The sequence below is a fragment of the Flavobacterium xylosi genome, assembly GCF_042787345.1.
Classification (GTDB): Bacteria; Bacteroidota; Bacteroidia; order Flavobacteriales; family Flavobacteriaceae; genus Flavobacterium; species Flavobacterium xylosi.
Genome location: NZ_JBHZPZ010000010.1, coordinates 119,697 through 135,335 on the forward strand (window position 1 = coordinate 119,697; position 15,639 = coordinate 135,335).

The following is a 15,639-nucleotide window of genomic DNA, read 5'->3' on the forward strand; positions in this document are numbered from 1 at the left end:
TGCATGATTTCCTAAAGTTACTTTTAAATAAAAGCTTCCAATCTTCAAAAGACTGGAAGCTTTTTTGTTTTTACACAGTAGCTATTGCTTTTTGAATTCTATTAATCGTTTCGTCTTTTCCAATTACTTCAACGATATCAAATAGGTGAGGACCTTTCAGCGCTCCAACCAAACTCAAACGAAACGGTTGCATTACTTTTCCCATTCCAATTTCATTTTTCGTCATCCAGTCTTTTACGATGGTTTCAATTTTCATAGAAGTGAAATCAGTAATTTCCTCCACAACAGAGATTAATTCTTGCATTAATGCAGGAGTTTCAGCTTTCCAGTTTTTGCTTGCTTTTTCATCGTAGGCTGTTGGAGCCACAAAAAAGAAATCACATAGTTCCCAAAATTCCGAAACAAAATGGGCGCGTTCTTTTATTAAAGAAACTACTTTTGTCACTACGTTTTCAGAAACAGTGAAACCTTTTTCAATCAAAATAGGAGCAAAGGCTTTGGCTAAATCTTCATCTTTTTGTTTTACCAAATATTGGTGATTGAACCATTTGTTTTTTTCCGGGTCAAATTTAGCTCCTGCTTTATGTACTCGACTCAAATCGAATGAAGCAACTAATTCTTCAAGTGTATATAATTCTTTTTCTGTTCCGTCATTCCAACCTAATAATGCAAGGAAGTTAACAACTGCTTCCGGGAAAAATCCTTTTTCTCTGTATCCTGATGAAACGCCTTCTTCGGTTTTCCAATCTAATGGAAATACAGGGAATCCCATTTTGTCACCATCGCGTTTGGATAGTTTTCCGTTACCGATAGGTTTCATAATCAATGGTAAATGAGCGAATTGTGGTGCTTCCCAACCAAATGCTCTGTACAACAAAACGTGCAAAGGCATAGATGGCAACCATTCTTCACCACGAATCACGTGAGTAGTTTCCATTAAATGATCATCCACGATATTAGCTAAATGATAGGTTGGCATTCCGTCACTTTTAAACAATACTTTATCGTCTAAAAGATTTGTTTCAAATTTTACGTCACCACGAATGATGTCATGCATATGCAATGTTTCGTTTACCGGAGTTTTAAAACGGATTACATAATGCTCACCATCAGTAATTCTTTTGGCAGTTTCTTCAGCAGAAATGATTAAAGAAGTGTCTAGTTTTTCTCTGTTATGGTGATTGTATATAAAGGTTTTTCCTTGTTCTTCTTCTAATTTTCTTGCGGTATCCAAAGCTTCTGCTGTATCAAAAGCATAGTAGGCATTCCCAGAAGTGATTAGCTGATCCGCATATTGTTGATATAAATCTTTTCTTTCGCTTTGACGGTAAGGACCAAATTTCTCATTTTTTCCAATCGTTTCGTCTGCTGCAATTCCCAGCCATTCCAGCGCTTCCATGATATATTCTTCGGCACCTGGAACATAACGGTTTTGGTCGGTATCTTCAATCCTTAAGAAAAACACACCATTATTTTTTTTGGCAAACAAATAATTGAACAATGCGGTACGAACTCCGCCAATATGTAAAGGTCCAGTTGGACTTGGTGCAAAACGCACACGAACTTGCTTCGACATTTTTATAAATTTTGTGGCAAAGATACAACTCTAATTAGATAATGAGAAAAGGATTGTAATTTGATAGTTCACGCAATTAGTCCATTTTCTAATTTTCTCTTTGATAAATTTTCTAATTAAAAATTTGTACTTTTATTGGTTATTAAAAACAATAGATAAATTTTGGAAACAGAAAATATTATTTTTCAAAAACTGGAGGCTTTCATCAAAAAGTTTTACACAAACGAACTGATTCGGGGATTGTTATTCTTCATCGGTTTAGGATTGTTGTATTTTTTGTTCACTCTTTTTGTGGAGTATTTTCTTTGGCTTAAGCCGATGGGAAGAAGGTTCTTGTTTTGGACTTTTGTTGCTATTGAAGTTGTCCTGTTGTTCCGATTTATTTTGTTTCCAATGTTTAAATTATTCAAACTCCAAAAAGGAATTGATTACAAGCAGGCATCAAGCATTATCGGAAATCATTTTGCCGAAGTAAGTGATAAGCTGACTAATTTTCTACAATTATCAGATGATGCAAATCAATCCGAATTATTAGCAGCATCAATAGAGCAAAAAGCGAAAACCTTGCAGCCGATTCCTTTTGGAAACGCAATTAACTTAAATAAGAATAAAAAGTTTTTGCCTATTGCATTATTTCCTATTGTGGTTTTATCCTTCTTTTATTTGTCGGGTAACAGCAAAATTATTTCTCAAAGTTTGAATAGAGTAGTGCATTTCAATTCGCCATTTTTACCTCCGGCACCCTTTAAATTTATTCTTTTAAATACTAATCTGCAAACGGAACAAAATAAAGATTTCATCCTTCATGTGAAAACTGAAGGAAAAGTTGTTCCTGAAAATGCCACAATTTTTATCGATGATGAAAGTTATTTCATGGAAACCAGTAAATCGGGGGATTTCCAATTTAAGATTTCGAAACCGGCTAAAGATATTTTGTTTCACGTGGAGGCCAATGGAATCTCCTCTGAGGATTATGAATTGAAAGTTGTGACAGTGCCGTCAATTTCTAATTTTGAAATGATATTAAATTTTCCTTCTTATCTTAATAGAAAAGCGGAATACATTAAAGGAACCGGAAATGCCATTATTCCTGAAGGAACAAAAGTTACTTGGAGAATGAACACTCAGGCAACTCAAAATGTGGTTTGGAAGGATGCGTCATCCGTTTTTCCTTTTTCGAAAGCAGAAAACACGTTCAGTTTATCGAAATATATCCTTCAAAACTCAGAATATCAAATTCTTACCTCTAATGATAAAGTAAAAAACCATGAAAAGCTGGATTATCAGCTTTCAATTATCAAAGATCAGTTCCCAACGATAAAAGTCAGTACTGCACCTGATAGTTTGAAGGTGGAGAAAAACTATGTATTAGGCCAAATTTCTGACGATTATGGATTGTCTAAGCTTCATGTGGTGTATTATGAAAGAGACAAGCCACAGACTGCCAAACGTGGAACAATTGTTGTGAAGGCATCATTATTTGATCAGTTCGTATTTACTTTCCCTGGAAACCTTCCGGTAGAACAAGGCAAGTCGTATGATTATTATTTTGAGGTTTTTGATAATGATGCAATCCATCGTTTTAAAAGCACCAAATCATCTGTTTTCTCGAATCGAGTTTCTACAGATGAAGAGAAGGAAGATCAGGTTTTGAAGCAGCAAAATGATAATATTAACAGTTTAGAGAAGTCTTTAAAAAATCAGGACAAACAAATCTCTGCCATTGAAAAAATTCAAAAGAGTGGAAAAGAAAAAGACAATTTAGAATTCAATGATCAGCAAAAAGTAAATGATTTTATCCAGCGTCAAAAACAGCAGGATGAGATGATGAAGGAATTTGCAGAGAAAATGAAAGACAATCTAGATAAATTCAAAACAGATAAAAAGGACGAACTAAAAGAAGATTTGCAAAAACGATTGGATAAAGCCGATAAAGATTTAGAGAAAAATCAAAAATTATTGGACGAACTAAAGGCGTTAAATGATAAAATCAAGAATGAAGATTTGCTGGATAAATTAGAAAAATTCAAACAAAACAGTAAAAACCAAACTAAAAATTTAGCGCAATTAGTGGAACTGACCAAGCGCTATTATGTAGACCAAAAGGCGGAACAAATTGCGGATAAGTTAGACAAGCTTTCGGAGAAACAAGATAAATTGTCGGATAACGAAAAAGAAAATAAACAAGAAAATCAAAAAGAAATCAACGACGCTTTTGATAAGATCCAAGAAGATTTAAAGGATTTAGAAAACGAAAATAAGGAGCTTAAATCCCCAATGGATATTCCTAAGGATTTAGAAAAGGAAAAAAGCATTGATGAAGATTTGAAAAAAGCTTCGGAGGAATTAAAAAAGCAGAGCCAATCGAAAGCTAAACCGAAACAAAAAAGCGCATCAAAAAAGATGAAAGAAATGTCCATGAAGATGGAACAAAGTATGGAGGGTTCGGAGAAGGAACAATTAGAGGAAGATGTCAAAATGTTGAGACAAATTTTAGATAATTTATTGGCATTTTCTTTGTCTCAGGAAGATGTGATGCTTCAGTTCAAAGGACTGAAAGCAGGATCTCCTTCTTTTAATAAAAATATTAAAGTACAGCAAAATTTAAAACTACAGTTCAAGCATGTTGATGACAGTTTGTTTGCGATGTCTTTGCGAAACCAAAAAATAGCCGAAGAGGTTACGAAAGAAATTGGCAATGTACATTACAATATTGATAAATCTATGGAGACTCTATCGGAGTCACAAATTTCAAAAGGCTTATCGCATCAGCAATATACGATTTCAGCTGCTAATAAACTGGCAGATTTTCTGAGCGAAATTCTTAATGGCATGCAAATGTCATTGTCCGGAATGGGTTCAGGTAAACCAAAACCAGGTCAGGGACAAGGAATGCAATTGCCGGATATTATTAAAAAGCAGGAGGGACTTGGTAAAAAAATGAAAGATGGAATGGAGAAAGGGAAGAAGCCAGGTGAAGGTCAGAAACCGGGTGAAGGAGAAAAAGGGAAAAAGGGTCCTGGAAAAAATGGGGAAAACGGCGAAGACGGTGAAGGAGATGCCAAAGCGATTATGGAAATTTATAAAGAGCAAAAGCAATTGCGAGAAGCGTTACAAAACGAATTAAACAAACAAGGATTAGGAGGAAACGGCCAAAGTGCTTTGGAGCAAATGAAGCAAATAGAAAAGCAGCTTTTGAATAAAGGATTTAAAAACGAGACGCTTCAAAAAATCCTGAATGTAAAACAAGAATTGTTGAAATTAAACTCAGCAGTTCAACAACAAGGACAGGAAAATAAGCGACAGTCAGAAACCAACAAAAAGGAATTTAATAATCAATCTAACGCTTTGCCAGCTGCTTTATTAGATTATTTGAATAGCATTGAAATATTAAATAGACAATCCTTACCTTTGCGTTCGAATTTTAATCAAAAAGTTCAAGAATATTTTAATAAAAAATGATCAATTTTAATTACGAAACCGACTTTACTTTAGAGAACGAAGAAGCAATTGCTGCTTGGTTAACCAATGTTATTACTTCTGAAAACAAGAAAGAGGGAGAGATAAATTATATCTTCTGTGATGACGAGTACTTGCATAAAATCAATTTAGAATATCTTAATCACGATACATTAACGGATATTATCAGTTTTGACTACACAATGGGAAATGAACTGAGTGGTGATATTTTTGTTTCTATTGAAAGAGTAATGGACAACGCTAAGGATTTTAATGTTGTTTTTGAAGAAGAGTTGAAACGCGTTTTGGTTCATGGTGTTCTGCATTATTGTGGTTACAAAGACAAAGATGAAGCAGATGAATTGCTGATGCGTAATAAAGAAGATGAAAAGATTGCACTGTTCCACGTGGAACGACAGGTCGGATCTTAAGAAATAAGGACAAGTTGTTTCACGTGGAACAATTATAAAATCACTTTGTGCTGGTGTTGAATGTTTCACGTGGAACAATAAATAAAACCAAGGTTTAGGCAGTTTAAAACCTGCTTCAATCTTAAACCTGAGTTTACTCAGAACAAAATAATAAGAAAATGTTTCAAGAAGAATACGATGTAATTGTTGTTGGCGCGGGTCACGCCGGTTCAGAAGCGGCAGCTGCGGCCGCTAATTTGGGTTCCAAAACTTTATTGGTTACAATGAGTTTGCAGAACATCGCTCAGATGTCTTGCAATCCCGCCATGGGAGGAATTGCCAAAGGTCAGATAGTTCGGGAGATTGATGCTTTGGGTGGTTACTCCGGAATTGTTTCCGATAGAACCGCTATTCAATTCAAGATGCTGAACAAGTCTAAAGGTCCCGCAATGTGGTCGCCAAGAGTTCAAAGTGACCGTATGCGTTTTGCTGAAGAGTGGCGTATGATGCTAGAAGGGACTCCCAATCTTGATTTTTATCAGGAAATGGTGAATGGGTTAATTATTGAAAACGAAAAAATAAAAGGAATCCGAACTTCGCTTGGAGTGGAGATTCGATCTAAATCAATTGTGCTAACCAATGGGACTTTCCTAAATGGATTGATTCATATTGGCGAGAAACAATTCGGTGGAGGTAGAGCTGGCGAGAGTGCTGCTTATGGAATCACCGAGGATTTAGTGAATGCAGGTTTTCAAGCAGGAAGGATGAAGACGGGAACACCTCCTAGAGTGGATGGTCGTTCTTTGGATTATTCAAAAATGAATGAAGAAAAAGGAGATGCTAAACCAGATAAGTTCTCGTATTCAGATATTACTTCGCCTTTGATTCATCAAAGATCTTGTCATATGACCTATACTTCTCTAGATGTTCACGATATTTTAAGGGAAGGATTTGATCGTTCACCCATGTTCAATGGTCGAATAAAAAGTCTTGGACCAAGATATTGTCCGTCTATTGAAGATAAGATTAATCGTTTTGCTGATAAAGAAAGGCACCAACTGTTTGTTGAACCTGAAGGGTGGAATACCTGTGAGGTTTATGTAAATGGTTTTTCTACTTCGCTTCCCGAAGACATTCAATTTAAAGCGTTGCGTTCTGTTGTGGGTTTTGAGAAAGTGAAATTTTTCCGCCCGGGATATGCAATTGAGTATGATTATTTCCCTCCGACGCAGTTGAAACATACGTTGGAAACCAAGTTGGTGGAAGGGTTGTATTTCGCAGGTCAAATAAATGGAACTACAGGATATGAAGAGGCGGCTTCTCAAGGATTGATGGCGGGAATTAATGCGCATTTAAAAGTGCATGAAAAAGCACCATTAATCTTAAAAAGAGATGAAGCGTATATTGGTGTTTTAATTGATGACTTAATTACTAAAGGAACGGAAGAGCCATACAGAATGTTTACTTCTCGTGCAGAATACAGAACGTTATTGCGTCAGGATAATGCCGATTTTAGATTAACGCCAATGTCGCATGAGATTGGTTTGGCTTCTGAAAAGCGTTTGCGTAGAATGGAACACAAATTAAATCAATCGGAAAAAATGGTTGCTTTTTTCAAAGAAACGAGTGTTTCGGTTGCAGAGGCAAATCCTATTTTAGAATCAAAAGATACGGCGTTAATTACACAAGGCGATAAAATGTTTAAAGTGTTTTCGCGTCCGCAAATTGATTTAGAAGATATCATGAAATTTGAAAAGGTTGCAACGTATATTTCAGAAAACGATGTTGACCAAGAAATATTAGAACAGGCCGAGATTCAAGTTAAGTATTCCGGATACATCGAAAAAGAAAGAAACAACGCGGATAAATTGCTTCGACTGGAAGATGTGAAGATCCCGGAAAATTTTGATTATAATAAAATCAAATCGATGTCTATTGAAGCCAAACAAAAATTAAGCAAGATTCGTCCGGTAACTATTTCTCAGGCTTCACGAATTAGTGGTGTTTCGCCAAGTGATGTTTCGGTGTTGTTGATTTATATGGGACGTTAAGAAAGTGGTCAGTATTCAGTATACAGGCGTCAGTTTGTTCTGCGACCTATAATGAATACTGCTAATGAACACTGAATAGTGAAAATTGTTCCACGTGAAACTATTAATTAATTTATAAATATAATTTTCAGGAATCGTATTAAACTGACCACTGAAAACTGACCACTGAAAACTAAAAATGGACATTTCAAACAAAAAGCATTTTTTAACCGTTAAAGATTATTCCGTTTCTAAAGAAACATTTGATTTGTATCATGACGAAGATTTGGACATGTTGATTACATCTCCACAACCTAGTTTAGAAAATTTAGGAAAGTATTACGAAAGCGTAGATTATATTTCGCACACAGACAGTAAACGTTCGTTGTTCGAAAAAGCATATCATTTTGTAAAAAGTATAGCTTTAAAAAACAAACTTGATTTGATTAATTCACTTCAACCGGATAAAGGAAGAATTTTGGATATCGGAGCAGGAACAGGAGATTTTTTATCGGTGGCAAAACAAAACGGTTGGCAGACAATAGGAGTGGAGCCAAGCGATAAAGCAAAAGCGATTGCAAAAAACAAAGGCGTTGCTTTTGTCGAAAAAACAACGGAATTGGAAAATCAATCTTTCGATGTTATTTCAATGTGGCACGTTCTGGAACACGTTCCTAATTTAGACGAACAGATAAAAGAATTGAAACGACTGTTAAAACCAAATGGGACTTTAATTATTGCGGTACCGAATTTCAAATCTTTCGATGCAAAACATTACGGAAATTTTTGGGCCGCTTATGATGTGCCTATTCATTTTTGGCATTTTTCAAAAACGGCGATACAGTCTCTTTTCCAAAAAGAAAGAATGAAACTGGTAAAAGTACTTCCTATGAAGTTTGATTCTTTTTACGTTGCCTTGCTTTCAGAAAAATATAAAACGGGGAAAATGAATTTTATAAAAGCGTTTTTCGTCGGATTACAGTCGAATTGGAAAGCCAAGAAGAATTTGGAGTATTCATCTCATATTTACATCATAAAAAACAGCTAAATCTCGTTTTAAGCGTATTTAAGCCAAGTTTTTACCTTAAATCAAGTGCAATGCTGTCTTTTGCGAGAAGTTCTTTTATACGAAAGTTATTGAATCGGGTTTTGATAACATTAAATTATTAATAAAAAAATTACAATAACAAAAATTGATAGCACAAATAAATGGGCATTTTTTAAACTTTATGTCAATGGTGCTTATTTTTTTATATTTTTGTCACACATACTTAAAAAATTAGAAATTCAGCAAATGAAATCGAAGATTCACGAATACCAAAAAAGAAATATTAAAAATATGAGTAAAAAAGCATTAGTCATTATCGCACTTTCAATTACAATACTATCTTGTAATAAACCAGCCACTGTAGTTAAGGAAGTAAAAACAGCTTACGTAGATACTTCAGTGTTAATGAAAGAATATACAGAAGCAAAAGATCTTGAAGCTAAATACAAAGCTAAATCAGAAGAAAAAGGAAGACAACTAGATGCTGAAATCGCAAGATTCAAGCAAGAAGCAGCTGGTTTTCAAGCGCAGGCACAAGCAAACGGTCAGGCTTGGGCACAACAAAAAGGTGCTGAATTACAAAAAAGAGAGCAACAATTGAGCTATGCACAACAAGCCTTGTCTCAGGAATTGCAACAAGAAAGTGGTAAAGAAATGGATTCTTTAGTAAGCGGTGTGAAAAAATTCATCAAAACGTACGGTAAAGAAAATGGATACACTTATATCTACGGTACTGGTGATGCTGCCTCTATTTTATATGCCGAAGATAAATATGATATCACAAAATTAATTATTAAAGCTTTGAACGACAAATACAAAGCTGCTGCTCCAAAAGACGAAAAAGCAGTAGCTAAGAAATAATTTTTTTACTATTAATTCAAAATATAGCCTTCATCTAGATTTAGATTGAGGGCTTTTTTTTTGGGAAGCTATATCCAGCTATCCGCTTGATCTCTCGTTTAGAAAGCGTTTTTTCTTACCCATAAAAAGAGCTTCCTACGGTCGCTCTTTTCCGGCCAGAAAAAATCACTTTCTAAATTTCGAGGATTTCTCCCGAAATTTCAGGACTATCTGGGCTAAAAAACCTTGGAATTATTAACAAAAAATGTTTTCCAAAATTAAAATAGTATTCCTAATTTTCAATACTTTAGCTTTATATATACACGCCTAATGCAAACCATCTCAGAAGCCGCCGCTTATACCTTACGATTTATCAATCAAACACATCGATCTGTTTTTCTTACAGGGAAAGCAGGGACTGGAAAAACCACGCTGCTGCGAGAAATTATCCAAACCACACACAAGAATACTGTAGTTGTGGCGCCCACGGGAATTGCCGCGCTAAATGCTGGCGGTGTAACAATCCACTCCATGTTTCAGTTGCCGTTTGGAGGGTTTATTCCGGATAATTCATCGCCTCAATTTTCTGAAAGCACTAAATTTGAAACCAAAGCTACCTTGCGCAGGCATTTCAAAATGAGCGGTTTGAAGAAATCGGTGATTCGCAATATGGAATTGCTGATTATTGATGAAGTCAGTATGCTTCGTGCTGATTTACTGGATGCCATGGATTATATGATGCAAAGCGTTCGCAAAAGGAATACTCCTTTTGGCGGTGTTCAAGTATTATTTATTGGTGATTTGTTGCAATTACCTCCGGTAATCCGCGATGAAGAATGGCGTACACTTCGCAATTATTACAAGGGAAAGTTCTTTTTCCATTCGCATGTGGTACAACAAAACCCGCCGTTGTACATTGAATTGTCTAAAATTTTCCGTCAAACGGACGATAAGTTTATCGCGGTCTTAAATAATTTACGAAACAATCAGATTTCGCAGGAAGATATTCAAGCCTTAAATCAATATGTGAAACCGGATTTTGATTTAAAAGCCAATAAAGGCTACATTACCCTGACCACGCATAATGTCAAAGCAGATACAATGAATGCCCAAGCTTTGGAAGATTTGATGGGCAAGGAAGTAACGTATAGACCTGAAATTGTAGGCGATTTTCCCGATAAGATTTTTCCGGTGGAGGAACACTTAAAACTGAAAATTGGCGCGCAAGTAATGTTTGTAAAAAATGATTTGTCTTTTGATAAAAATTATTTCAATGGAAAAATGGGTGTGATTAAATCGCTATCGAGCCATGAAATCCTAGTTCATTTTCCAGAAGAAAACAAAACCATAGAAGTCGAAAAATATGAATGGCAAAACATTCGCTATAAAATAGACGAAACGACCAAGGAAGTTGCTGAAGAAGTTTTGGGGACTTTTGTTCATTATCCCATTAAGTTGGCTTGGGCGATAACCGTGCATAAGAGTCAGGGATTAACGTTTGACAAAGCTGCGCTCGATGTTTCGCAAGTTTTTCTTCCAGGACAGGCATATGTGGCATTGTCGCGTTTGCGCTCGTTAGAGGGGCTTATTTTGCTGTCTCCGTTGCGGATGAATGGGATTTCGAATGATCAGGATGTGATGGATTATTCACTAAATAAAGCTTCTGATGAAATATTAAAGAATGCATTGCATTTAGAGACTAAAAATTTCATTCATAACTACCTGATTAACACCTTCGATTGGCAAGATTTGGCGCAAGAATGGCGCAATCATCAATACAGTTACAACGATAAATCGGAGAGTTCAGCAAAATCAAAACAGTCGCTTTGGGCTAAAAAGCAAACGGAAAGTATCGATCAACTTTTGGAACCATCCAAAAAATTCATTTTGCAATTGAATAAACTCTTTGCCCAAGAAACAGTCGATTTAAATCATGTTTTTGATAGAATACAGGCGGCATTCCATTATTTTCTGGTTCCAATGGATAAATTGGTTTACGAAATCCTTTGGAAATTAGAAGAAGTGAGACGCATCAAGAAAGCAAAAGCCTATTACGATGAATTAATCGTTTTGGAAGAGTTGCAAACAAAAGCGGTTTTGCGTTTAATGAAGGCCAAATTATTAATAGAAACCGTTGTGTCTGGCGAAACTATTTCGAAAGAAAAACTGACATCAGAAGAAATAAAGCAATATATAACCAAAAAAACGGATGCGATTCGGGAAGAATTCAAAAATGTAAATGTCACTTTGATTGATGATGAAAAAGATGTAGAGCGATATACTTCGAAAAAGGCGGCTAAGAAAGCACCAAAAAAATCAACAGTTCAGGAAACCTATGAATTGTGGGTTGAGAAGAATTCTATTCAAGATATTGCAACCATACGAGTGCTTACAAAACAGACGATTTACAGTCATTTCGTCAAATTGATTCAAGAAAAAGCAATAGATATAAAGGAGGTTTTGCCTCAAGAAAGAATACAGGAATTAGCCGATGCTTTTAGAGGATATAAGGAAGAATCCTTGAATGCATTGATGGAAAAAAACAGTGAAAAATTCACTTGGGATGAGGCCCGAATGTATAAGGCGAGTTTGAATTAAGTATCGTTACAGAAAAGCTATCAAAAAACCTATTCATTCAGAATAGGTTTTTTTGTTATTATAGTGATTGAATTAATATCCAAGCTTCAGGATTGTGTTTTTTCTGAATTTCTTGTTTTGCTTTTTCAGCCTCTGCAATTGTGGCATAACTTCCGTAAAGTACAGGAAACAATCCATGTTTATTCGGAGCGATTCGGCGGGCTTTGTATCCTAAACGAGTTAATTGATTAAACGTTTTTTGTGCATTTTTTTCTTCTCTATAAACGCCTGCCATAATATGATAGGACATTTTTACTTCGGCAGCTGATTTTACGGATAGCGTTACAGCCGGAACTGGACTTTCGATAAAAAAAGTAGCCTCTTGTATTTTATTTTGAACCTGTTTTTGAACAGCCGTTTCAACAAGTGTAGTTTGGGTTGCAATTTGGTTTTGGTATATTGGATAACCAACACTTCCCGTTAAACCTAGTCCTAGTACAAAAATGGCAGCGTATTTTAAATACGGATTCATTCTTCTTGTTTCCGGAATTAAAACAATTGGCTCTTTTTCTTCAATTGCCTGTATCTTTTGTTCGAAGATTTCTCTTTTCACAAGTGGGGAAACAAACGGACTTAAACCAAAAGAATTAGTCAAATAATTGGTTTGGTCGTATGGAGTAAATATTAAATTAGAATCTGCATTAAGGCACAGATCCCCTACATTTTTTATACCATAAAAACCGTTTTCTTTTAATGCTTTTTTCCAATTGAAAACTTCATACTGAATAGCGCTAACGGCATATTCATAAGAAGTCTTTTCGGCTTGAGCGATATGATTGGCTAATAAACCATCATTGTTCTTAAGATTGGCATTGAAAGAAATCATTTTCTTTGGAGGAGAAAATGAATTCGAGCTTTCATTCAGTTGAGCCGATTGAATTTCGGTCAAAAAAGCTCCTAAACCCGGAACGGTTACACATTGATAACGGTATAAAAGCTGCGCGATGTATAGTTCGATTTTCATACTTACAAAGTTATACAACGAATATACTTATCAAAATTTTATTCACAATTTTTATTAACAATCCGCTTTAAATTTTATACATTTCAGTTTCAAATAGTTATTATGAACGAACAAGATTTATTTTATTTATTGGCATTGCAAAGAATAGAAGGAGTGGGCGACATAATGGCCAAAAAACTGCTTACCCATTTTGGAAGTGCGGAAGCAGTTTTTAATACAAAAGCATCGCAACTAGCTGCTATTGATGGAGTAGGATCTGTTTTGTTGAAAAATTTAAAGGACAAATCGGTTTTTGAAAAAGCAACTCAGGAACTGGAGTTTATAAAAGCGAATGAAATCAATGCGGTTTATTTTCAGGACGAAGATTATCCCGAACGATTAAAACATTGTATTGATGGCCCTCTTTTATTATTTACATCGGGAAATATCAATTTAAAAAACAGGAAAATAATCAGCATCGTGGGGACAAGACAAATTACGTCTTACGGAACTGAATTTTGCAGAAAATTAATAGAAGATTTAGCGACGCTGGATCCCATAATTGTAAGTGGTTTTGCCTACGGAGTTGATATCGTGGCGCATCAATTGGCAATGGAAAATAATTTACAGACAATAGGTGTTGTAGCTCATGGTTTGAACCAAATTTACCCAAAAACCCATAAAAAATACGTCGCTAAAGTGGAAGAAAACGGAGGATTCATGACCGAGTTTTGGAGTTCCTCGAATCCGGATAAAGAAAACTTCGTAAAAAGAAACAGAATCGTAGCGGGAATGTCTGAAGCTACCATCGTAATTGAGTCCGCAGATAGAGGCGGTTCGTTGATTACGGCCAACATGGCCAATGATTACAACCGCGATGTTTTTGCCGTTCCAGGACGTGTTACGGACAAATACAGTCAAGGCTGCAACAACCTGATAAAAACCCAGAAAGCAAACGTCTTGACTAGTGCAGCGGATTTGATTTATATTTTGAATTGGGACATTCAAAAAGAAACAAAACCGGTACAAAAACAATTGTTTGTAAGCTTAGATGATGACGAGCAAAAAGTGTACGATTACCTTTTAAAAACGGGAAAAGAACTAATGGATATTATTGCACTGCGCTGTGATTTTCCTATTTATAGAATCTCAGGAATGCTGTTGAATATGGAACTGAAAGGCGTCATACGGCCTTTGCCGGGTAAATTGTTTGAGGCGATTTGATTTTAACATATAAGTCATATAAGCTTTTGTGAAATAATATTACTTCAAACTGGAAAAACTTACATGACTTATATGGTTAAAAAAAGATTTTTAAACCTCAAAACCCGATAGCGCGGATTTGCAATCCGTGCCCAATTCAATCGTCAATCCTAATATATTTTCTCATTCTTTTTTTCTCATCTTGTCTAGATACTACAGGGCACGGATTGCAAATCCGCGCTATCGTACGTCAAGACATATCCGCGCTATCGGGAACACTAGTTGTCCCGCTGTCCGTTACAATCTCTTATGCCAAACCCTGGCACAAGAGGATTTTCACTACTATCTGGGCTAGGTGAGAACGTTTTGTTTTCAGCACAATAAAACAGGAACTACGTTTTGTAATACTACTGTTTGAATTATTCGTTTTGCAAGAGATAAGGTTTGTTTAGACTTAACAGATTTTTAAAACCTGTTAGGTCTAAGTTTTCATATAATTTTTGGAAATCACTTTATAAATAACTGTATTTGCATCAGGGTATTTGGAGTGGGTGCGAAGTCGGAGACTTTCGCACAGCAGCCCGCAGTTTTAAGAGCGTTTTTTTAGAATACTTCGAGCAGCTGGGACATTTGCGCAGATTTTCATAGTAACACTTCGGTGAGTGGGGGCGCCAGTGGGCACATTATCAAAGCATATCAATCATAAATTACAGTGGTTGTATTTACATGAAGATATTCATTATTATTTTTAATTATAAATACTTCATAATTATTAAGATATTGACTAAGTCCAAAATAATCTAATTTAACAAATTTATTTTCATCAAAAAATTTTGAGTGTCTTACAAATTCTTTAAGATGCAGTACTTTTTTTGGCTTCAGACCAAATATGGTTTTCATTTTCTCAAAGAAAATGATTTCACTCCCTTTACTATCTTCAATTAAATAACTCCCAGGAGTAATCTTTGATTCATAAACATAATAACTATCCAACTTAAAAAAAAGTGTATCTTTTATCTTATTGGTAATGGCATTTTCTCCTTTACCAATTGGATAGTAAGAATGATACTCTAAATATCTAGGCTGGATAAATTCATTGCCATTGACAAAGTATATTATGTATTTATCGGTCAATGAATCTTTTAGTTTCCATTTGTCTATTATTCGGTTATATTTTCCATCAAAATAGAATTTTCTGTTTTCAATGTAGTTTTTTATAGATAGGACTTTTTTTGGCTTTAGCCCTTTTGTTAAAAAACCATTACCAACAAAGAATATATAGCCATTTGTTTTTGTTTGGTTCATTTGCTGTTTTTCAATTACCATCCTTTCAGGATAAGTTTGTTTCGAAAGATTTGGAATTATTGTAGGAGATATTGTGTAATATTTATCTATGTTAAAAAAAAGTGTGTCTTTTGATTTTTCTTGAGCCTTTAGAGAGTTAAGAAAAAAAAGCGATAATATAACTAAAATATGTGTTTTCATAAATCAAA

Annotated in this window: 10 protein-coding genes; 7 read left to right on the forward strand and 3 right to left on the reverse strand. The window is 35.2% G+C overall.

Features of this window, described 5'->3' with window-relative positions:
• Window positions 1-70: 70 nt before the first annotated feature.
• On the reverse strand, window positions 71-1,576 hold the full coding sequence (gene gltX / locus ACFX5E_RS10030) for a glutamate--tRNA ligase (RefSeq protein WP_379855059.1): 1,506 nt from the start codon (window positions 1,574-1,576) through the stop codon (window positions 71-73).
• Window positions 1,577-1,738: 162 nt separating this feature from the next.
• Between gltX and ACFX5E_RS10035 the strand changes: the two genes are divergently transcribed.
• The 6 genes from ACFX5E_RS10035 to ACFX5E_RS10060 all read left to right on the forward strand — a co-directional run bounded on the left by ACFX5E_RS10035 (window position 1,739) and on the right by ACFX5E_RS10060 (window position 11,961).
• The gene (locus ACFX5E_RS10035; RefSeq protein ID WP_379855060.1) at window positions 1,739-5,038 is read left to right on the forward strand and encodes a DUF4175 family protein; all 3,300 of its coding nucleotides are present in this window, start codon (window positions 1,739-1,741) and stop codon (window positions 5,036-5,038) included.
• Window positions 5,035-5,466 carry an rRNA maturation RNase YbeY gene (gene ybeY, locus ACFX5E_RS10040; protein WP_379855061.1) on the forward strand — a complete coding sequence of 144 codons (432 nt, stop codon included), beginning with the start codon at window positions 5,035-5,037 and terminating at the stop codon, window positions 5,464-5,466. The genes ACFX5E_RS10035 and ybeY overlap by 4 nt, the downstream gene beginning before the upstream one ends.
• Before the next feature lie 158 nt (window positions 5,467-5,624).
• The gene (mnmG, locus tag ACFX5E_RS10045; RefSeq protein ID WP_379855062.1) at window positions 5,625-7,496 is read left to right on the forward strand and encodes a tRNA uridine-5-carboxymethylaminomethyl(34) synthesis enzyme MnmG; all 1,872 of its coding nucleotides are present in this window, start codon (window positions 5,625-5,627) and stop codon (window positions 7,494-7,496) included.
• Between the two features lie 178 nt (window positions 7,497-7,674).
• The gene (locus ACFX5E_RS10050; RefSeq protein WP_379855063.1) at window positions 7,675-8,523 is read left to right on the forward strand and encodes a class I SAM-dependent methyltransferase; all 849 of its coding nucleotides are present in this window, start codon (window positions 7,675-7,677) and stop codon (window positions 8,521-8,523) included.
• Window positions 8,524-8,769: 246 nt separating this feature from the next.
• Window positions 8,770-9,384, forward strand: coding sequence for an OmpH/Skp family outer membrane protein (locus ACFX5E_RS10055; protein ID WP_379855064.1), 615 nt, complete (start codon window positions 8,770-8,772; stop codon window positions 9,382-9,384).
• 309 nt (window positions 9,385-9,693) lie between these two features.
• Window positions 9,694-11,961, forward strand: coding sequence for a helix-turn-helix domain-containing protein (locus tag ACFX5E_RS10060; RefSeq protein ID WP_379855065.1), 2,268 nt, complete (start codon window positions 9,694-9,696; stop codon window positions 11,959-11,961).
• Between the two features lie 58 nt (window positions 11,962-12,019).
• Here the strand turns inward: ACFX5E_RS10060 and ACFX5E_RS10065 are convergent, their stop codons facing one another.
• Window positions 12,020-12,964: an HU domain-containing protein gene (locus tag ACFX5E_RS10065; RefSeq protein ID WP_379855066.1), complete on the reverse strand. Its 945-nt coding sequence runs from the start codon at window positions 12,962-12,964 to the stop codon at window positions 12,020-12,022.
• Window positions 12,965-13,066: 102 nt separating this feature from the next.
• On the opposite strand from ACFX5E_RS10065, the gene dprA reads away from it, so the two are divergent.
• Window positions 13,067-14,167, forward strand: coding sequence for a DNA-processing protein DprA (gene dprA, locus ACFX5E_RS10070; protein WP_379855067.1), 1,101 nt, complete (start codon window positions 13,067-13,069; stop codon window positions 14,165-14,167).
• 675 nt (window positions 14,168-14,842) lie between these two features.
• On the opposite strand, the gene ACFX5E_RS10075 is transcribed toward dprA, so the two are convergent.
• Window positions 14,843-15,631, reverse strand: coding sequence for a hypothetical protein (locus tag ACFX5E_RS10075; RefSeq protein ID WP_379855068.1), 789 nt, complete (start codon window positions 15,629-15,631; stop codon window positions 14,843-14,845).
• Between the last annotated feature and the right edge of the window lie 8 nt (window positions 15,632-15,639).

What these genes read in the sequence shown, in the direction of transcription:
- dprA (WP_379855067.1), top strand. Translation starts at nt 13,067, where the DNA reads ATGAACGAACAAGATTTATTTTATTTATTGGCATTGCAAAGAATAGAA.
- ybeY (WP_379855061.1), top strand. Translation starts at nt 5,035, where the DNA reads ATGATCAATTTTAATTACGAAACCGACTTTACTTTAGAGAACGAAGAA.
- gltX (WP_379855059.1), bottom strand. Translation starts at nt 1,576, where the DNA reads ATGTCGAAGCAAGTTCGTGTGCGTTTTGCACCAAGTCCAACTGGACCT.
- mnmG (WP_379855062.1), top strand. Translation starts at nt 5,625, where the DNA reads ATGTTTCAAGAAGAATACGATGTAATTGTTGTTGGCGCGGGTCACGCC.
- ACFX5E_RS10075 (WP_379855068.1), bottom strand. Translation starts at nt 15,631, where the DNA reads ATGAAAACACATATTTTAGTTATATTATCGCTTTTTTTTCTTAACTCT.
- ACFX5E_RS10060 (WP_379855065.1), top strand. Translation starts at nt 9,694, where the DNA reads ATGCAAACCATCTCAGAAGCCGCCGCTTATACCTTACGATTTATCAAT.
- ACFX5E_RS10050 (WP_379855063.1), top strand. Translation starts at nt 7,675, where the DNA reads ATGGACATTTCAAACAAAAAGCATTTTTTAACCGTTAAAGATTATTCC.
- ACFX5E_RS10055 (WP_379855064.1), top strand. Translation starts at nt 8,770, where the DNA reads ATGAAATCGAAGATTCACGAATACCAAAAAAGAAATATTAAAAATATG.
- ACFX5E_RS10065 (WP_379855066.1), bottom strand. Translation starts at nt 12,964, where the DNA reads ATGAAAATCGAACTATACATCGCGCAGCTTTTATACCGTTATCAATGT.